General features: G+C 61.5%; 16 protein-coding genes. 13 read left to right on the top strand and 3 right to left on the bottom strand.

Annotation, left to right across the window (positions count from 1 at the left end):
• Positions 1 to 110 precede the first annotated feature (110 nt).
• The 5 genes from CSQ92_RS26905 (at position 111) to CSQ92_RS26885 (ending at position 7,722) form a co-directional block, all read left to right on the top strand.
• A complete protein-coding gene (locus CSQ92_RS26905) occupies positions 111 to 839 on the top strand; it encodes a response regulator (RefSeq protein ID WP_034753223.1) in 729 nt (242 codons plus the stop codon).
• Complete coding sequence (locus CSQ92_RS26900; protein WP_034778284.1) at positions 836 to 2,194, top strand: ATP-binding protein; 1,359 nt, start codon at positions 836 to 838, stop codon at positions 2,192 to 2,194. Before CSQ92_RS26905 ends, CSQ92_RS26900 begins: the two co-directional genes overlap by 4 nt.
• 88 nt (positions 2,195 to 2,282) lie before the next feature.
• Positions 2,283 to 3,455 (top strand): efflux RND transporter periplasmic adaptor subunit, encoded by a 1,173-nt coding sequence (locus CSQ92_RS26895; protein ID WP_099395869.1) that lies wholly within the window; start codon positions 2,283 to 2,285, stop codon positions 3,453 to 3,455.
• Entirely contained in the window at positions 3,452 to 6,562 is a 3,111-nt protein-coding gene (locus tag CSQ92_RS26890) for an efflux RND transporter permease subunit (RefSeq protein ID WP_034778288.1), read from the top strand. Before CSQ92_RS26895 ends, CSQ92_RS26890 begins: the two co-directional genes overlap by 4 nt.
• Positions 6,563 to 6,834: 272 nt before the next feature.
• On the top strand, positions 6,835 to 7,722 hold the full coding sequence (locus tag CSQ92_RS26885; RefSeq protein ID WP_257219375.1) for a hypothetical protein: 888 nt from the start codon (positions 6,835 to 6,837) through the stop codon (positions 7,720 to 7,722).
• A 76-nt stretch (positions 7,723 to 7,798) separates the two neighbouring features.
• Here the strand turns inward: CSQ92_RS26885 and yihA are convergent, their stop codons facing one another.
• Entirely contained in the window at positions 7,799 to 8,542 is a 744-nt protein-coding gene (gene yihA / locus CSQ92_RS26880; protein ID WP_099395868.1) for a ribosome biogenesis GTP-binding protein YihA/YsxC, read from the bottom strand.
• 186 nt (positions 8,543 to 8,728) lie between these two features.
• On the opposite strand from yihA, the gene CSQ92_RS26875 reads away from it, so the two are divergent.
• The 5 genes from CSQ92_RS26875 (at position 8,729) to CSQ92_RS26855 (ending at position 14,608) form a co-directional block, all read left to right on the top strand.
• On the top strand, positions 8,729 to 9,400 hold the full coding sequence (locus tag CSQ92_RS26875; RefSeq protein ID WP_034778295.1) for a c-type cytochrome: 672 nt from the start codon (positions 8,729 to 8,731) through the stop codon (positions 9,398 to 9,400).
• Positions 9,401 to 9,585: 185 nt separating this feature from the next.
• Entirely contained in the window at positions 9,586 to 11,682 is a 2,097-nt protein-coding gene (locus tag CSQ92_RS26870) for a cytochrome c biogenesis protein ResB (RefSeq protein WP_099395867.1), read from the top strand.
• A gap of 49 nt (positions 11,683 to 11,731) precedes the next feature.
• A complete protein-coding gene (ccsB, locus tag CSQ92_RS26865) occupies positions 11,732 to 12,883 on the top strand; it encodes a c-type cytochrome biogenesis protein CcsB (RefSeq protein WP_034778299.1) in 1,152 nt (383 codons plus the stop codon).
• Between the two features lie 84 nt (positions 12,884 to 12,967).
• Positions 12,968 to 13,945, top strand: a complete 978-nt coding sequence (gene msrP, locus CSQ92_RS26860; protein WP_034778301.1) for a protein-methionine-sulfoxide reductase catalytic subunit MsrP — start codon at positions 12,968 to 12,970, stop codon at positions 13,943 to 13,945.
• Between the two features lie 9 nt (positions 13,946 to 13,954).
• The gene (locus CSQ92_RS26855) at positions 13,955 to 14,608 is read left to right on the top strand and encodes a sulfite oxidase heme-binding subunit YedZ (protein ID WP_099395866.1); all 654 of its coding nucleotides are present in this window, start codon (positions 13,955 to 13,957) and stop codon (positions 14,606 to 14,608) included.
• On the opposite strand, the gene lptM is transcribed toward CSQ92_RS26855, so the two are convergent.
• Positions 14,605 to 14,787: an LPS translocon maturation chaperone LptM gene (gene lptM / locus CSQ92_RS26850; protein ID WP_034778304.1), complete on the bottom strand. Its 183-nt coding sequence runs from the start codon at positions 14,785 to 14,787 to the stop codon at positions 14,605 to 14,607. The two genes, CSQ92_RS26855 and lptM, sit on opposite strands and share 4 nt — an antisense overlap.
• A gap of 40 nt (positions 14,788 to 14,827) precedes the next feature.
• Here lptM and cyaY point away from each other — a divergent pair, with 40 nt between their 5' ends.
• Positions 14,828 to 15,157, top strand: a complete 330-nt coding sequence (cyaY, locus tag CSQ92_RS26845) for an iron donor protein CyaY (RefSeq protein ID WP_034778305.1) — start codon at positions 14,828 to 14,830, stop codon at positions 15,155 to 15,157.
• Positions 15,158 to 15,332: 175 nt separating this feature from the next.
• On the opposite strand, the gene CSQ92_RS26840 is transcribed toward cyaY, so the two are convergent.
• Positions 15,333 to 17,678 carry a penicillin-binding protein 1A gene (locus CSQ92_RS26840; protein ID WP_046681678.1) on the bottom strand — a complete coding sequence of 782 codons (2,346 nt, stop codon included), beginning with the start codon at positions 17,676 to 17,678 and terminating at the stop codon, positions 15,333 to 15,335.
• Positions 17,679 to 17,979: 301 nt separating this feature from the next.
• Between CSQ92_RS26840 and pilM the strand changes: the two genes are divergently transcribed.
• Positions 17,980 to 18,612, top strand: a complete 633-nt coding sequence (gene pilM / locus CSQ92_RS26835; RefSeq protein WP_176381619.1) for a pilus assembly protein PilM — start codon at positions 17,980 to 17,982, stop codon at positions 18,610 to 18,612.
• Entirely contained in the window at positions 18,609 to 19,181 is a 573-nt protein-coding gene (locus CSQ92_RS26830) for a PilN domain-containing protein (RefSeq protein ID WP_099395865.1), read from the top strand. Before pilM ends, CSQ92_RS26830 begins: the two co-directional genes overlap by 4 nt.
• Positions 19,182 to 19,183: the final 2 nt, after the last annotated feature.

Below are 19,183 nucleotides of genomic sequence, written 5' to 3'. Positions count from 1 at the left end.
AAGTGTCCGCTGCCAGACAGTTTGTATCTATATGTTTCTTCGGGTCTTCTATATACAAGACGATACAAATGCGTTGTGCAAGGGCGGGGGAAGTGGGGATAATTCGTACCATGGAACCCACTTCTACAATTCTCATCGTCGACGACGACCGCGATATCCGCAGCTTGCTGGCGGACTACCTGGAAACGAACGCCTACCGCACCCTGGGTGCGGCGGATGGCACGGCCATGTGGAAAATCCTCGATGAAACGCGGCCCGACCTGATCGTGCTCGACTTGAACCTGCCTGGCGATGACGGCCTGACCTTGTGCCGCAAGCTGCGCGCCCAATCGACCGTGCCGGTGATCATGTTGACGGCGCGCAACGAGCCGCTGGACCGCATCCTGGGCCTGGAAATGGGCGCCGACGATTACTTGCCGAAACCGTTCGAGCCCCGCGAATTGCTGGCTCGCATACGCAGCGTGCTGCGCCGCAGCCATGCCATGCCGTCGAACGTGCCGTCGGACAAGGCGCAGCAAATCCGCTTTTCCGGCTGGACGCTGGACCTGACGGCGCGCCACCTGCTCAATCCCAGCGGCCTGGTGATCATGCTGTCGGGCGCGGAATTCCGTTTGCTGCGCGTCTTCCTGGAACACCCGAACCGCGTGCTCAACCGCGACCAGCTGCTGAACCTGACGCAGGGCCGCGACGCCGACCCGTTCGACCGCTCGATCGATATCCAGATCAGCCGGCTGCGGCAAAAGCTCGGTGAAGATGCCCGCTTGCCGCAAATTATCAAGACCGTGCGCAACGGCGGCTACGTGCTGGCTGGCCAGGTCAATGTGGAGCCGCACGCGTGAAGGCCTTCCTGGGCTCGATGACGGGCCGTGTCTTCATGTTCTTGTTGATCGGCATCGTCGCTTCGGCCGCGCTGACGCAGTGGCTGGCCGTGGGCGAACGCCAGCGCGCCATCGAGCAATACCGCGACTACCACGCCGTCGAGCGAGCCGAGCAGCTGGTGATGGCGGCCGACGTGGTGCCGCTGGCTTCGCGCGCCGCCTACCTGAAAGTGGCCAACAAGGGCAGCGTGCGCCTGGAGCTGCGTCCCGATACGGAACATAGGCCCGGTGCGCCGACGGAATTTTCCACCGCCCTGCAAGCCAAGCTGGGCGAAGGCTTCAAGGTCAGCGCGTTGGCCGAACGTCCGGCCGCATGCGTCAAGCCGCGCCAGTCGCCGGGTATGTTTTCCGCCAAGCCATGGGGCGGCACCTGCGAAAACCTCGACGTGCGCATGCAGGATGGCCACGTGCTGCGCCTGATGGTCTTGCCGCCGCGCCAGCAGCCACCGTTCAATGAACATAACGACTGGATGACCCTGCTGCCTTTCCTGATCAGCATCGCCATCCTCGCCTATCTGGTGACGCGCATGACCATGCGCCCGCTCAAGCAGCTGGCGCAGGCGGCGAAAGACCTGGGCAATGACATCAACCATCCGCCGCTGACCCTGTCGGGCGCCAGCGAGATCCGCCAGGCCAGCGCCGCCTTCAATGCCATGCAGGCGCGCATCCGCCAGCATATTTCCCAGCGGACACAGATGCTGGCGGCCATCACGCACGACTTGCAGACGCCGCTGACGCGCTTGCGCTTGCGCCTGGAAAAAGTGGCGGATACGGAATTGTATGACCGCCTGGTGGGCGACCTGTCGGCCATGCAAAGCATGGTCAAGGAAGGGCTGGACCTGGCCCGCTCGATGGACAGCACGGAAGCGATGCAGGCGCTCGATCTCGATTCCCTGCTCGATAGCGTCTGCTCCGACGCGGCCGATGCCGGCCAGAAAGTCACCCTCAGTGGACAGGCGGGCATGGCCCTGATGGCGCGCCCCATTGCCATGCGGCGCTGCCTGGTGAACCTGATCGACAATGCCGTCAAATATGGCCTGTACGCGCAGGTGACCGTCGAGCGCATCGCCGGCGCCGCGCGCATCTGCATCCGCGACGGCGGGCCGGGTATTGCGCCAGATCAACTGGCTAAAGTGTTCGAACCGTTTTACCGCATCGAGACGTCGCGTTCGCGCGAATCGGGCGGCACGGGCCTGGGCCTGACCATCGCGCGCAATATCGCCGAGCAGCACGGCGCCACGGTTTCACTGCTCAATCACGTCGACGGTGGACTGGAAGTCACCCTCATCGTGCCAGAGTATTACGCAGGAAAGTGAGCATTTCCGTGCGACAATATTGTGCTTTATGCCCCCCTGGCAACTACATTCAACCTGCAGCCCTGCGCTGCAACAGCGTGACAGAACAATGAAAAAGACTAGTCTGGCAATCCTCGTGGGTGCGGCCCTGTGTATCGGTGGCGGCATCTGGTATTTCAATCATCAGTCCGGCGCGGCGACCAGTGGGCAGGATGGCAAAGGGGGCAAGGGCGGACAGGCGCCGACGACCGTGAGCGTGGTCGTGCCGGTGCGCCAGGATGTGCCGATGGTGCTGCAAGCCAATGGCAGCGTGATGCCCATCAGCAGCGTGGACTTGCACCCGCAGACGACCAGCACGATCACCAAGGTGCATATCCGCGAAGGCCAGTTCGTCAAGCAGGGCGAGCTGATGTTTACGCTGGACGCGCGCAGCGAGCATGCGAATGTCGACAAGGCGCAGGCGCAGGTCTTGCGCGACCGCGCCTCGGTGCAGGACTTCGAGCGCCAGCTCAAGCGCAACCAGGATTTGCTGAGCAAGAATTTCATCGCCCAGGGCGCCGTCGATACCCTGCAAAGCCAGCTCGACGCGGCACGCGCCTTGCTGGCCGCCGACCAGGCTGCCTTGCGCGCGGCCCAGGTCGACTCCAGCTACACCGTCCTGCGCGCCCCGCAGGCGGGCAGGGTGGGTGCCATCAATGTCTACGCGGGCAGCCTGGTGCAGCCGACCACGTCGCTCACCAGCATCACCCAGCTCGACCCGATCGACGTGTCGTTCACCTTGCCGGAAAGCAGCCTGTCCGGCTTGCTGGCGGCGCAAAAGGCGGGCGAGGTGCCTGTCACGGCGCTGCTGTCCGATGCGGGCGGCAAGCAGCTCGATGGCAAACTGAATTTTATCGACAATGCCGTCGATCCCGCCACGGGCGTGATCAGGATCAAGGCCCGTTTCAATAATGGCGGCACCGATTTGTGGCCCGGCCAGTACGTGAATACGCAGCTGACCGTGCGCACCCTCAAGGATGCGCTGGTGATCCCGCAAAACGCCATCATCACGAGTACCGCCGGCACCTTCGTGTATTCGATGGAGGCGGACAACACGGCCAAGATGCGCAAGGTGACGCGCGTGTATGCATTCGGACCGAACGCCGTCGTTACCGGCCTGGCGGGCGATGAAAAGGTCATCGTCGATGGCAAGCAGAACTTGCGTCCAGGTAGCAAGGTGCGCCTGGTGGAAAAACACAAGGCTGCCGATGGCGCCGCCGCACCGCAGGGCAAGCCAGCATGAACCTGTCCGAACTGAGCATCCGCCGCCCCGTCATGGTGGTGCTGCTGTCCCTCTCCATCATCCTGGCCGGCGTGCTGGCCTATCTGCAAATTCCCGTGGCGGCCTTGCCGAGCTATAACACGCCCGTCATCAACGTCAGCGCCGACCTGGCCGGCGCCAGCCCGGAAACCATGGCCTCGTCGGTGGCCTTGCCGCTGGAAAAGCAATTTTCCACGATTTCCGGCCTGAGCCTGATCACCTCCACGAGTACGCTGGGCAATACCTCGCTGACCCTGGAATTTGACGCCAGCATCAATGTCAACGAGGCGGCTGTCGACGTGCAGGCGGCCCTGCTGCGCGCGCAGCGCCAGTTGCCGACGGAAATGACGGACTTGCCGTCCTACCGCAAGGTCAATCCCGCCGATGCGCCGGTGCTGTTCATCCAGATGACGTCGCCATCGCTGAACTTGTCGGACCTCAACGATTACGCGGAAAACCTGATCGCCCCCAGCCTGTCGACCCTGCCGGGCGTGGCCCAGGTCATCGTCAATGGCCAGAAGCGCTTTGCCGTGCGTGTGCGCGCCCGTGCCGACCTGATGAATGCGCGCAACCTGACGATGGACGAATTGGCCACCGCCTTGCGCACCTCGAACACGAATTCCCCGCTGGGCATTCTTGACGGCCCGAGCCAGACCCTGACCATCCAGGGCAACCCGCAAATGATGAAAGCGGCCGATTTTGCCGAACTGATCGTCGCCAGCCGCAACGGCCAGCCCGTGCGCCTGAAAGACGTGGCCGAGGTGGAAGACAGCTTTCAATCGATCAAGGCCGTCGGCAGTTTCAATGGCGAGCGCTCGATCAGCCTGATGGTGCAGCGCCAACCGGACGCCAACACCGTGCAAGTGGTCGATGGCGTGCGCCGTTTGCTGCCGGGCTTCAAGGAGCAATTGCCGCAGTCGATACAGATCAGCCTGGTCAACGACCGTTCGCTGTCGATCCGCGAAGCCATCCACGACGTGAATCTGACCTTGGCCCTGACGGTGGTGCTGGTGGTGCTGGTGATCTTCCTGTTCCTGCACCGCGCGGCGGCCACCTTCATTCCTGCCGTCACCATGCCGATTTCCCTGCTCGGCGCGCTGGCCCTGCTGTACTGGCTCGGCTACAGCCTCGACAACGTCTCCCTGCTGGGCATTACCCTGGCCGTGGGCCTCGTCGTCGACGATGCCATCGTGGTGCTGGAAAACATCGTGCGGCATATCGAGATGGGCAAGAAACCCATACGCGCGGCGCTGGAAGGGGCGAAAGAGATGGGCTTTACCATCATCTCGATCTCCGTCTCGCTGGTGGCCGTGTTCATCCCCATCTTCTTCATGCCGGGCGTGATCGGCTTGCTGTTCCATGAATTCGCCGTTGTCGTCTCGCTGGCCGTGCTGGTGTCGGCCGTCGTGTCGCTGACCCTGGTGCCGATGCTGGCCAGCCGCTTCCTGCCGGCCGATTCGCGCGAGCACAATGACAGCGACCCCAGCCATGGCGAAAAAACCTTTATCGGCCGCCATTTCGAAGCGGGTTTCACAAAATTGCGCAACGGTTATGTGCATCTGCTCGACAAGGCCCTGGCGCACCGCAACGTGGTGCTGTTCGTTGCCGTGTGTACCTTTGCGCTGACGGTGCTGCTGTACGCGACGATACCGAAAGGTTTCTTCCCGGAAGAAGACCTGGGCCAGATCCAGGTGAATACGGAAGCGTCGGAAGATATTTCCTCGGCGGCACTGCAAGACTTGCAAGCCCGCGTGGCGGCCGTGCTCAAGGCGGACCCCAGCGTGCAGGACGTGACGTCGTTCGTCGGCGGCGGCAACACGGGCCGCATGTTCATGGTCTTGAAACCGCGTAGCGAGCGGCCGAAAATGCCGGTGGTGCTGGAAAACCTGCGCCGCGCTGCGGGCACCGTGCCAGGCATGGCCGTGTATTTCCGGCCCGTGCAAAACTTGCAGCTGGGCGGGCGCCAGAGCAAGAGCCGCTACCAGTACACCTTGCAAAGCGTCAGTCCCGACGCCTTGAATGACTGGGCGGAAAAGTTTATTGCCGGCATGCGCACGGATCCCGCCTTCCGCGACGTCACCAGCGATTCGCAGATCAAGGGCTTGCAGGCATCGCTCAGGATCGACCGCGACAAGGCCAACCTGCTGGGCGTGCAAATGTCCGACATCCGCACGGCCCTGTACAGCGCCTTTGGCGAGCGGCAAGTGTCGACCATCTATTCGTCGGCAGCCAGCTACTACGTGATCCTGGAAGCGGCCACGGCAGACCGCCAGTATGACGATGCGCTCACGCGCGTGTCCGTGCGCAGCAAGACGGGCGAACTGGTGAAACTGTCGAGTATTGCCTACGTGGAACGCACGATTGGCCCCACTTCCGTGAATCACCAGGGGCAGTTGCAGGCCGTCACCATTGCCTTCAACCTGGCGCCGGACGTGCCGCTGGGCATTGCCACAGGCAAGATCGATGCGATGGCCAAGGACATGAGCTTGCCGGCCTCCATCATCACGCGCTACGGCGGCGACGCGGCCGTGTTCCAGAGCTCGCAGTCCAGCCAGATCATCCTCATCATTGCCGCGCTGGCCGTGATCTATGTCTTGCTCGGCGTGCTGTATGAAAGCTATATCCACCCGCTGACCATCCTGGCCGGCTTGCCATCGGCGGCCGTGGGAGCGCTGCTGACCCTGCGCCTATTCGGCATGGACCTGACCATGATCGCCATCATCGGCATTTTGATGCTGATCGGCATCGTCAAGAAAAACGCCATCATGATGATCGACTTCGCCCTGCATGCGCAGCGCAACGACGGGCTGGCGCCGGCGGAGGCCATCCGCCAGGCGTGCATCCTGCGTTTCCGCCCCATCATGATGACGTCGGCGGCGGCCTTGATGGGCGCCTTGCCGATCGCCCTGGGCCTGGGCGCCGGCGCCGAGCTGCGCCAGCCGCTGGGCCTGGCCGTGGTCGGCGGCTTGCTCTTTTCGCAAGTGATCACCCTGTTCATCACCCCCGTGATCTATTTGTTCCTGGACAAGTACAGCGGCACGGGACCGTTGACGGACGAGCAATTGGTGGCGCTCGACAACAAAGCCTGAGCCGCCACACGGCCAGCACCGGCGCCCCGTTCCTCAGTGAATGCGGCGCCGGTTTTGTATGGGCCGTGATACATACGGTAACAACCGTCAAGCGATGGCTCGGGTACTCTGGTTACCGCTGCAAGGAATGTCGCTATCCTGTACGCTTCGGGTTGGATATGCCGAGGAAGTGTTCCCAAAAGCAAGGGACTCTGGCACTATGGCTGCCCTGTCAGATTACTTTTGTCGCTACACAGAAAGCACGATTCATTTTGCATGACACGACCCATTTGATGGCTGCCGATTCCGATGTTTGCCCCACCTGCGGGCAAGTGATCCAGCCACCACCGGCCTACGGGTCCACGACCAGCACCATGCGCAAGGTGGCGCTCGGCGTGTCCGTCTTGCTGCACGTGCTGCTGGCGGCGTATGCATTGTTTCGCAGCGATACGATCGAAAAGATCCCGCCGCCGAAGAAGGAAAGCGCGATGGTCTATATTGCGCAGCTGAAAGACAAGCCGCAGCCGAAGCCGCAACCGAAACCCACGCCGAAACCGAAGGACACGAAAGTGGCCAAGGTCAAACCGCCACCGGCGCCGAGCAAGCGCGTGGTCACAAAAGACGTGCCGCGCGACAAGCCAAAACTGGAAACATTCACGCCGCCGCTGGTGTCGAAGGTGCCGTTGCCGCCGCCGCCGGCTGAAGACATGAGTTCGATGATCGAGCAGCGCCGCAAGCAGCGCGAGGCGCAAAACCCCGCGCCGCCGGCCGAGGAAAGCGAAAACGACCGCGCCATGCGCGTGGCCAAGGCGAATATCGCCGGCGCCCAGGGACGCAATTCCGGCAGCGACCGCGAGGATTCGGGCGGCGTGTTTTCCATCGTCAACCAGACTTCGTTCAGTGCCGAAGTCAAGTTCAAGGGCTGGAACGGCAACTTCAAGCGCAACTGGCTGAAGCAGGAAAAAGTCGAGCTGGGCAATGAGCCCGATATCGAAACGGCCATCTTGAAGAAGATGATCCAGCTGATCCGTGCCGAAAAGCCCGGCGACTTCGTCTGGGAATCGCGCCGCCTGGGGCGCAACGTCAACCTCAGCGCCCGCGTGGAAGACACGGCCGAGCTGATGGCCTTCCTGCGCCAGGAATTCTTTTCCGAGAAACGGCCAGGGCCGGGACGGCGCTAGGCGCTCGTAAAACTGGCAATAAAAAAGGCTGCACCGTGTGAACGGGCAGCCTTTTTTTACGCAGCGTTGATCTCGATCAAGCCGATTTGTCGGTTCCTGCTTCCGGCTCGACATCGTCTTCCATGTCGATCAATTCGACCATCTGGGCCGCGCCATCTTCGCTGATGCCGGCCAGTTCCATAATCTTGTCGTTGGCTTCGTCGATGCCGACGCGCTTCAGGGCCGAGAACAGTTGCACGGTGAACGGGAAACCGACGCCGTCTTCATCCACGTAGCTGTCGAGCTTGGCTTTCGCCTGGCGCAAGGCATTCACGGATTCATTGCGGTTCAGCTTATCGACTTTCGTCAGGATGCAGTGGATCGGTTTACCCGTCGGGGCGAACCATTCCAGCATCTGGATGTCCAGGTCGGTGAATGGGCGGCGCGAATCCATGATCAGGATCAAGCCGGCCAATTGCTCGCGGCGCTGCACATAGTCGCCCAGCAGGCGCTGCCAGTGCAATTTGGCCGAGCCCGAGACTTCCGCATAGCCGTAGCCCGGCAAGTCGACCAGCAGGCATTCGATCTCTTCAACGATGGTGGCATCCTTGCGGTGCTGCGCCACGTGGGCGCCGCCGATGGAGAAGTAGTTGATATGCTGGGTACGGCCAGGTGTCTTGGAGGCGAACGCCAAGCCTTTCTGATTACACAAGATGTTGATGGCGGTCGATTTACCGGCATTGGAGCGGCCGGCAAAGGCGATTTCCGGCACCGTGGTATCGGGCAGGTCACGCAATTGGTTGACGGTCGTAAAGAAGCGGGCTTGCCAGAGTTTTGACATGGGAGTAGTAAAGCAACAAAAGGGAGCGATAAGGGAGCGATAACGCCAAGAAGCTATTGTACAATAAGGGGTTGTTTATTGTTGCCGGCGTAGCAGCGATGCGGCTTGCGGCCCTGAAAATAAAGCAAAAATCCACAGGGCGCGGCAATGTCCACCACTAATTTCTCACTGTCTCAGGGTGCCTGAATGAATCGTGCGTTTTCACCGTTTATCAAATCCATGCTGCTCGCTTTGCTGGCTGTATCGGCAACTGCCTCTGCGGTCGAAGCAGCGAAACCGGCCGTCAAGGTCGACGCGGCCAAGGGCGCTACCCTGTACGCCGATGGCGATGCGGCACGCGGCCTGCCTGCCTGCGTCTCCTGCCATGGCGCGGCCGGCAATTCGACCATCACGGTCAATCCGAAGCTGGCCGGCCAGCACGAAAGCTATATCTACAAGCAACTGGTCGACTTCACCACACCGGAGCGCAACCAGCCCGTCATGACGACGTACGCGAAGATGCTCAGCGACGCCGACAAGAAGAATATCGCCGCCTACCTGGGCGCGCAGTTGTCCAAGCCGGGCGCCGCGAAAAACAAGGACACGATCGACCTGGGCAAGAAAATCTACCGTGGTGGCATTGCTTCCAAGCAAGTTGCCGCCTGCGCCAGCTGTCATGGCGCGACGGGCAATGGCATTCCCGTCCAGTATCCGCGCATCGCCGGCCAGCACCAGGACTACACGGTGGCCCAGCTGGCCATGTTCCGCAGCACCAAGGCTGATGCCCGCAAGAACAGCGCGCAAATGCACACCATCGCCGCCCGCATGTCGGATGACGAGATCGCCGCCGTTGCCGATTACATCGCCGGCCTGAAGTAAGTTTTCATAGTGGCAAGAGATTGCCAGGCGCACCAGCGCGCATGAACCAGGGCGGCCGTCTCGACAGGCTGCCCTTTTTTATGGCAGGGGCCAAACAGGAGTATGCTGCCGCCTTGCGCGGAGAAACTATCTGCTCCATGCCTAAATTTTCTTGAAGATTGCATATCCCGTATGAGTATCAACGTATGAGCACAGGCACGACCGGAATCGAGTTAAAGACCCAACGCCGCAGCCTGGCTGAATTCGTCGAGCTGGTCTCGTCGATGCGCTTTGCCATCAGCCTGCTGACCCTGATCGCCGTCGCGTCCATCATCGGCACCGTGCTCAAGCAAAATGAGCCCATGCCCAATTATGTGAACCAGTTCGGCCCGTTCTGGTTCGCCGTCTTCGACAAGCTGAGCCTGTACTCCGTGTATTCGGCCTGGTGGTTCCTGGTTATCATGGGTTTCCTCGTCGCCTCGACTTCGCTGTGCATCGTGCGCAATGCACCGAAGATGCTCAAGGATATGCGCAGCTGGCGTGACAATGTGCGCGAACAATCCCTGCGCAATTTCCATCACAAGGCGGAATGGCAGGCGCCGCTGCCGCGCACCGTGCTGGCGCAGCAGATGGTGATGCGCCTGAAAGACGCCGGCTATGCGGCCAAGGTGGTCGAGAAGGACAACGCCACCCTGGTCGCTGCCAAGCGGGGCGCGGCCAATAAATGGGGCTATATCTTTGCCCACGGCGCCATCGTCATCATCTGCGTGGGCGGCTTGCTCGATTCGGAAATGCCGATCCGCGTACAGCAATGGTTCTTTGGCAAGACGCCGTTTTCCGGCAGCGGCGTGATCGCCGACATTCCCGCCCAGCACCGCCTGAGCCTGTCGAACCCCACTTTCCGCGGCAATACCATGATCCCGGAAGGCGCGTCGAGCAACACGGCCATCATTCCCCAGGCCGATGGCGTGCTGATCCAGGATTTGCCCATCACCATCCTGCTGAAAAAATTCCACATCGATTTCTACAGCACGGGCATGCCCAAGCTGTTTGCCAGCGATGTCGTGGTGACGGATCATGAAACAGGGGAAAGTTTCCCTGCAACCATCAAAGTCAACCAGCCGCTGCTGTACAAGGGCCTGGCCCTGTACCAGTCCAGCTTTGAAGATGGCGGCAGCAAGCTCAAGTTGACGGGCTTTCCCATGACGGGCAAGACGACGAAACGCTTCGATATCGGCGGCGAAGTGGGCGGCAGCACGCCGCTCGAGCGCAGCGACGGCAATTCCTACACGGTGGAATGGTCGGGTTTCCGCCCGTTCAACGTGGAAAACCTCAGCGCCGGCCAGGACGTGCGGGCCGTCAGCAAGGCGGAAAGCTTCAACGATAAATTTGCCGTCGGCCTCGATAAACGCCTCGGCTCGGCCGCGAAAAACGCGAACAACAAGGATCTCAAGAACGTCGGTCCTTCGGTGCAATACAAATTGCGCGACAAGACGGGCCAGGCGCGCGAGTACCAGAACTACATGCAGCCCGTCACCGTGGATGGCACGACGGTGTTCCTGGCCGGCATGCGCGTCAACCCCAGCGACCCGTTCAGCTATCTGCGCATTCCCGCCGATGATAATTACAGCGTGAACGAATGGATGCGCTTGCGTGCCGCGCTGCAAGATCCCGCGCTGCGCCAGCAGGCCGCCACGCGCTATGCGGCGCGCGCCATGCCGCAACCGGGTGCGGAAGCCTTGCGCGGCCAGTTGCAGGAATCGGCGGCGAAAAGCCTGGGCATCTTTGCCGGCAATGGGCAAGAGGGCGGCTTCCTCGCCATTTCGCGTTTCCTGGAGAAAATTCCTGCCGCCGAGCAAGAAAAAGCGGCCGATATCTTCATGAAGATACTGAATGGCAGCCTGTGGGACTTGTGGCAGTCGGCGCGCGCCCAGGATGGCTTGAAAGCCATCGAGGCCGATGACAAGCATGGCCGCTTCCTGCAACTGGCCACGAATGCGCTGTCCGACAGCTTCTTCTATGGCGCGCCCGTGTATCTGCAACTCGACGACTTCACGGAAATCAAGGCGTCCGTGCTGCAGGTGACGCGTTCGCCGGGCAAGAGCGTGGTCTACCTCGGCTGCCTGTTCCTCGTGATCGGCGTGTTTTCCATGTTTTATATCCGCGAGCGCCGCCTGTGGGTGTGGATCAAGGATGGCGAGGGCGGCAGCGATGCCTTGATGGCCATGAGCACGCAACGCAAGACGCTGGATTTTGAAAAAGAATTTGAGAACTTGAAGGCAAAGCTGCCGCAATCGGCGTAAGCTGCGCTGTGTCTGGGACGCTTGCGCGTCGCCTGCAATGGAGAAAATGATGGAATTGGCAAACAAGCAAATATATACGCAGGAACCAGGATTTTTCAAGCGCCTGAGCCTGATCGATTGGCTGTATGGCGCCGGCTTGCTGGCCGCATCCCTGTTCGGCCTGGTGCGCTTTGGCGCCTTCATGGATATCTATGAAAAAGCCATCTTGCTGGCCGCGGCGCCCACGTTCGCGTGGCTGGGCTGGTACTGGAAGCCCGTGCGCTGGCTGATCCCTGTGGCGGCCGTGCTGTCGCTGTTCGCCATCGAGCTGTACGCTGGTCACCTGGAGATGGCGAACCAGAAATTCTTCCTGAAATATATCTTGTCGAGCCAATCCGCCATCTTGTGGATGGGCACCCTGTTCGTGTTGTCGACCCTGTTCTACTGGATCGGCCTGGTGGCGCGCTCGGAATTCGGCTCGTCCGTCGGCTCCCTGCTGTGCTGGGCCGGCGTCGTGCTGGGCCTGACGGGCATGCTGGTGCGCTGGTACGAGTCTTACCTGATCGGTGCCGACGTGGGCCATATTCCCGTGTCGAACCTGTATGAAGTGTTCATCCTGTTTTCCCTGATCACGGCCATGTTCTACCTGTACTACGAGCAGCATTACGCGACGCGCCAGCTGGGCGCCTTCGTCATGCTGGTCATTTCCGCGGCCGTCGTGTTCCTGATGTGGTACACGGTCACGCGCGACGCGGCCGAGATCCAGCCGCTGGTGCCGGCCCTGCAAAGCTGGTGGATGAAGATCCACGTGCCGGCCAACTTCATCGGCTACGGCACCTTCGCCCTGTCGGCCATGGTGGCGGCGGCCTACCTGCTCAAATCGAGCGGCTATCTGGTCGACCGCCTGCCGTCGCTGGAAGTGCTCGACGACGTCATGTACAAGGCTATTTCCGTCGGCTTCGCTTTCTTCACGGTAGCGACCATCCTGGGCGCCTTGTGGGCGGCCGAAGCATGGGGCGGCTACTGGTCGTGGGACCCGAAAGAAACGTGGGCGCTGATCGTCTGGCTCAACTATGCAGCCTGGCTGCACATGCGCCTGATGACGGGCTTGCGCGGCCGCGTTGCCTCGTGGTGGGCGCTGGTGGGCTTGCTGGTGACGACCTTCGCGTTTTTGGGCGTGAATATGTTCCTTTCTGGATTACATTCTTACGGCAAGCTTTAATTGTTTTTTGCATGACAGAAGCGTCATGAACGGTCCGGGAAAACTGGTGTAAGGTACAAACAATCACCTTTTCCCGGAGCCGCCATGTTGATCAAGCGCAGTCCCAACGGCATTGAGTTGCCGTATTCTTCCGAAATCACGCCGCGTGCCGTGTTTGAATCGCGCCGCAGCTTCATCAAGCAAATCGCCCTGGGCTCCGTGTCCAGCGCGGCCTTGCTGGAAATGGCCAGCCGCGAAGCCTTCGCGCAAGGCACCAATCCCAAGCTGGCCGCCAAGCTCAATCCTGCCTATTCGGCGCTGGAAAAGCAGACGGCGTATAAAGACGCCACCAGCTACAACAATTTCTACGAATTCGGCACGGACAAGAGCGACCCGGCGCAAAACGCGGGCACCTTGCGCACGCGGCCCTGGACCGTCAGCATCGAGGGCGAAGTCAAGAAGCCCATGACCCTGGACCTCGACGCGCTGCTGAAGCTGGCGCCGCTGGAAGAGCGCGTGTACCGCTTGCGCTGCGTGGAAGGCTGGTCGATGGTCATCCCGTGGGTCGGTTATTCCTTCTCGGAAATCATCAAGAAGGTCGAACCGACGGGCAATGCGAAGTATGTGGAATTCATCACCCTGGCCGACAAGAAGCAGATGCCAGGCGTGGGCAGCCGCGTGCTGCAGTGGCCCTATACGGAAGGCTTGCGCATCGATGAAGCGAATCATCCGCTGGCGCTGCTCACCCTGGGCATGTATGGCGAAACCTTGCCCAACCAGAATGGCGCGCCCGTGCGCATGGTCTTGCCGTGGAAATATGGTTTCAAATCCGCCAAATCCATCGTCAAGATCCGTTTCGTCAAGGAGCAGCCGCGCACCTCCTGGAATCTGTCGGCGCCGTCCGAATATGGTTTTTACTCGAACGTGAATCCGAACGTCGATCATCCGCGCTGGTCGCAAGCTTCCGAGCGTCGCATCGGCGAAGACGGTTTTCTCACCCGCAAGCGCAAGACCCTGATGTTCAATGGCTACAACGATGTCGCTTCCTTGTACGCGGGCATGGACTTGAAGAAGTTCTTTTAAGGAAAGACCATGGCCTTCAACCCCACGCCGAGACAATTGTCGCTATTCAAAAGCCTGATCTTCTTGCTGGCGCTGCTGCCGTTCGCGCGCATGGTCTGGCTGACGTACACGGGGCGACTGGTGGAGCCGCTGGAATTCATCACGCGCGGCACGGGTGACTGGACCCTGTATTTCCTGTGCATCAGCCTGGCTGTCACGCCCTTGCGGCGCCTCACGCAATGGAATTGGCTGATCAAGCTGCGGCGCATGCTGGGCCTGTTCGCCTTTTTCTACGCGGCGCTGCACTTCACCACTTTTTTATGGTTTGATCACTTTTTCGATGTGCAGGAAATGTGGAAGGATGTGCTCAAGCGTCCGTTCATCACGGTGGGTTTCATCGCCTTCGTGCTGCTGATTCCGCTGGCCGTGACGAGCACGAACGGCATGGTGAAACGCCTGGGGGGCAAGCGCTGGCAGTGGCTGCACCGCTTGATCTATGTCATCGCGCCGCTGGGCATCTTGCACTTCTGGTGGATGAAGGCGGGCAAGAATAATTTCGCGCAACCGATCCTGTTTGGCAGCATCGTCGCGCTACTGCTGTTAATACGCGTGTATTTCGCCTGGAGCAAACGAGAGAAGAGCGCCAGGGCGGCCAAGGCTGCCACCCCGGTACGCTCGGCTTAGGTTGCTGGCACGATCACCGGTGGCGGCGGCACGGGCGCCGGTTCGACCGGGCCTTTGGCTGGCGCGCCCTTGGCCGCTGGCGGCTTGGGCAGGTACAGGGGGCCAGGCTGGCCGCAGCCGGCCAGGACGCTAGAAACCACAATGGCGGTGCCGATATAAAACGCTGAGGATGACTTCACGATTAGAATCACGGTTTGATTAAGATCTTTGGAGTGTAGCATGAGCGAATCGGAATTCCTGGCCCTGGCCGAAGCCACCCTGACCCAGATCGAGGCGGCGCTGGACCGGCTGAACGATGAAGACGTGCTCGACGTCGAATGCAGCCGCAGCGGCAATGTGCTGGAAATCGAGTTCATCGATAACGGCACGAAAATCATCGTCAACAGCCAGGCCCCCATGCGCGAAATGTGGGTGGCCGCCCGTTCCGGCGGTTTCCACTACAAGCGCGTGGGCGACGAGTGGATCAACACGCGCGACAGTTCGGAACTGTTTGCGGCTTTGTCTGCCATGGCCAGCGAGCAGGCGGGCGCGGCAGTTGTATTGAAGTAAGTGTTTGAAGTGATGCATGAAAAATGGGCAGCCTTTGCGGGCTGCCCATTTTTTGTGGTCCAGTGTCGGGTAGGTCGGGTTAGGCCGCAGGCCGTAACCCGACACCACCACCGGCGCCAACGATGTTGTCGGATGACGCGCTTGCGCGCTAATCCGACCTGCCCGGCCTACGTGTTTAAAATAGCTCGTTCTTCACAGCCTCTTTCGCCTTCTCTTCCTCCGGCGTGCCGCGCGCCGCGCCTTCCAGGCTGCCCACGCCCGTGCCCGGTGGATTTTCCGCATAGTAATACTCGTCGCCCACGTGGATCAGGCCTTCCGGCACGGCGCGTTCCTCGACGGGGATGCTCTTCAGGGCTTTCGCCATGTAGCTGATCCAGATCGGCAAGGCCAGGCCGCCGCCCGTTTCCCGGTTGCCCAGGTTGCGCGGCTGGTCGTAGCCGATCCAGGCGATGCCCACCAGCTTGGCCTGGTAGCCGGCGAACCACGCGTCGATCGAATCATTGGTCGTGCCCGTCTTGCCGGCCAGGTCGGGACGCTTCAAGGCCATGGCCTTGTTGGCCGTGCCGAAGCGCACGACGTCGTTGAGCATGCTGTTCATCATGAAGGCGTTGCGCTCGTCGATGACCCGGTTGGCTTCCTCGCCCGCCAGGTCCGGCTTGGCTTGCGACAACACATTGCCGTCGCTATCGGTCACCTTGGCGATCAGGTACGGGTTGATCTTGTAGCCGCCATTGGCGAACACGGCATACGCGCCCGCCATCTGCAGCGGCGTCACGTTGCCGGCGCCCAGGGCCAGGGTCAGGTATGGCGGGTTCTTGTCCGCATCAAAGCCGAAGCGCGTCGCGTATTCCTGGCCATACTTGGCGCCGATCTTGTGCAGGATGCGGATGGAAATCATGTTCTTCGATTTCATCAAGCCTTTGCGCATGGTCATCGGACCATCGTATTTGCTGTCGTAGTTCTTCGGTTCCCACGCCTGGCCGCCCGTCTGGCCCGCGTCGAACGAGATCGGCGCATCGTTGATGATGGTGGCCGGCGACAGGCCCCGCTCCAGCGAAGCGGAATAGATGAAGGGCTTGAAGGCGGAACCTGGCTGGCGCCACGCTTGCGTGACGTGGTTGAACTTGTTGCGGTTGTAATCGAAGCCGCCCACCATGGCGCGAATGGCGCCGTCCGTGGTACTGGCCGAGACGAACGCCGATTGCACTTCCGGCATTTGCGTCAAGACCCAGGCGTTGCCTTCTTGCATGACGCGGATCACGGCGCCGCGCTTGATGCGGCGGTTCGGCGCCGCTTTTTCCGACAGCCAGGCCGCGCCGAAGGTCAGGCCGGGGCCCGTGATCGTGATTTCCTCGCCGGCCGACGTGACTGCCTGCAGCGATTTGGGCGACGCTTGCAGCACCATGGCGGCGATGATGTCGTCGCTGTCCGGGTGGTCGGCCAGTTCCGTCTCGATCGCGTCATCCGCTTCGGCCTTGGTTTTCGGAATCTCGATATACGCTTCCGGGCCGCGGTAGCCGTGGCGCTTTTCGTAATCCATCACGCCCTTGCGCAAGGCGATATAGGCGGCGTCCTGGTCTGCCTTGGTGATGGTGGTGTAGACATTCAGGCCGCGCGTGTAGGTGTCTTCCTTGAATTGCTCGTAGACCAGCTGGCGCGCCATTTCCGACACGTATTCCGCGTGCACGCCAAAGGCGCTGCTGTCGGTTTTCACTTTCAGCTCTTCATTCTTGGCTTCCGTGTATTGCTCTGGCGTGATGTAGCCCAGCTGCGCCATGCGCTGCAGGATGTACTGCTGGCGCATGCGCGCGCGTTTCGGATTGACGACGGGGTTGTAGGCCGAGGGCGCTTTCGGCAAGCCGGCCAGCATGGCCGCTTCCGCCACGGTCAGGTCCTGGATGTTCTTGCCGAAATAGATTTGCGCGGCCGAGGCGAAGCCGTAGGCGCGCTGTCCCAGATAAATCTGGTTCATATACACTTCGAGGATCTGGTCCTTGCTGAGATTTTTCTCGATCTTCCAGGCCAGCAAGACTTCATACGCCTTGCGCTTCAGGGTCTGTTCGCTGGACAGGAAGAAATTGCGCGCCACCTGCTGCGTGATGGTCGAGGCGCCTTGCTTGGCGCCGCCCGTCAGGTTGTGCAGGGCCGCGCGGGTGATGCCCAGGTAATCGACGCCGCCATGTTCATAGAAGCGGTCATCTTCGATGGCCAGCACGGCTTTCTTCATGACATCGGGAATATCCTTGATGTGCACCATGTTCCGGCGCTCCTCGCCGAATTCGCCGATCAGCACGCTGTCGGACGTGAACACGCGCAGCGGCATCTTTGGCTTGTAATCGGTCAAGGTATCGAGCGCCGGCAGGTTCGGATAGGCCATGGCCAGGCCAAAGACCACCAGCAAGACGCCGACGATGCCCAGGCCCAGCAGCGATGCCAGGGCCATCAGCAGGAAACGTTTGGGTTTGCTGCCCTTGGTGGGCGGCTTCGAGCCAGCGGGGCCAGCGGATTTTGAAGATGTCATGCGTCGTATGTCTTTCGGTTAATTATGCCGGCCAATTATAAGCGAGCTTGCCGGGGTGGCAGCGCGCTGTGGCGCTTGCCGGGGGGAGTGTCGAAACTTGCCGATACTCTATATAAGCGTGTATTGGCCCGCTGGCAACCAGGATTTGGTAACAATTATTCTGCGCCAGATCACGGCCCGGCCAGATAGGCGCCGCGCGCAGCACACTCCGGCGTGAAATCCGTTTACAAGCCAGCGCTGCCGGGACTAGGCTTTCGGATGGCAGGAACCCTTCTCACGCTGACGTTTCTCTATGAAAAACATGTCCATCAGCAATTTTCTTGGCACCAGCTTGCTGGGCGTCGACATCGCGGACGATGCCGTGCGCGTCGTCGAGTTGAGGCGCCGGCGGGGAAAGCTGTCGTGCCGGCATTGCGGCGCCGCCACGCTGGCGCCCGGCGTGATACTGGAAGGTAATGTCGAGGACATGCTGGGCCTGGCCGATGCCCTGCGCCAGGCACACCGCGACAGTGGCAGCGCCTGCACGCGGGTGGCGCTGGCCATGCCGGCCACGGCCCTGATCACGCATGCGATCCGCTTGCCCGCCGGATTGGCGGAAGAACAGCTGGAAATCCTCGTGGAACTGGAAGCGGCGCAATACATGCCGTTTGCGCTGGAAGACGCCAGCCTGGATTTTTTCATTCTCGGCCCCGCGCCGCCGCTGCCCGGCACGGCAGGCAAGGAGGTCGACGTGCTGCTGGTGGCGGCGCGGCGCGCCAGCGTGCAGCGCCGTCTTGATGCGGCCAGGGCGGCGGGCCTGCTGGCCGTCGTCATGGATAGCGAGGCGCTGGCCTTGCAGGCGGCACTCGCGCAGGGTGGCTGGCAAGCCTTGCCCGACGGTGGCGTGGCATACCAGCTGGCCTGGGGCCTGGCCTTGCACCGGTACGCCCGATGACGGTCCGGGGGCAAGTCGAGCGCATCAACCTGTTGCCGTATCGCCCTGCGGCACGGCGCAGGCGCATTCAGCTGCTGCTGGGGCAACTGGCGGGCGGCGCGCTGCTGGGATTGCTATTGGCCCTGGCGGCAGGCGCTTGGCAGCGGCACGAGCTCGACGCGCAGCTGCGTCGCCAGGAGGGCTGGCGCAGTGCCATGCAGCAAGTCGATGCCGTCCTTGCCACCAGCAAGCGGGTGCAGGGCGAGACGGCGGCAATGCTGCTGCGCCAGCAGGCCATCGCCAGTTTGCAAGAACAACGCAATGCCTGGGTGCGCATGCTGGACGCGCTGGCCCGGGCGATGCCGGCCGGCGTGGCCTTGCACAGCGTGCGCCAGGAAGCGGCGATGGTGCGTCTGCAGGGGCAGGCTGCGTCGCAGGACAAGGTCGCGGCACTGCTGCTGGCGCTGGAACAGGCGGCGCCCTGGTCCCGGCCGGAATTGGTGGAAGTGCGACTGGAAGTGCGCGGCGCGGCCGATGGCGCCGTGGAATGGACGGTACGGCTGGCGTTGGCACCTAGTCCTGGAGGTTGATC

Origin of the sequence: Janthinobacterium sp. BJB446, from assembly GCF_002735655.1 — a bacterium.
In the GTDB taxonomy this organism is placed as follows: Bacteria; Pseudomonadota; Gammaproteobacteria; order Burkholderiales; family Burkholderiaceae_D; genus Janthinobacterium; species Janthinobacterium lividum.
The sequence above is the reverse complement of the archived record's forward strand: the minus strand, read 5'-3'. Positions and strand labels throughout refer to the sequence as shown.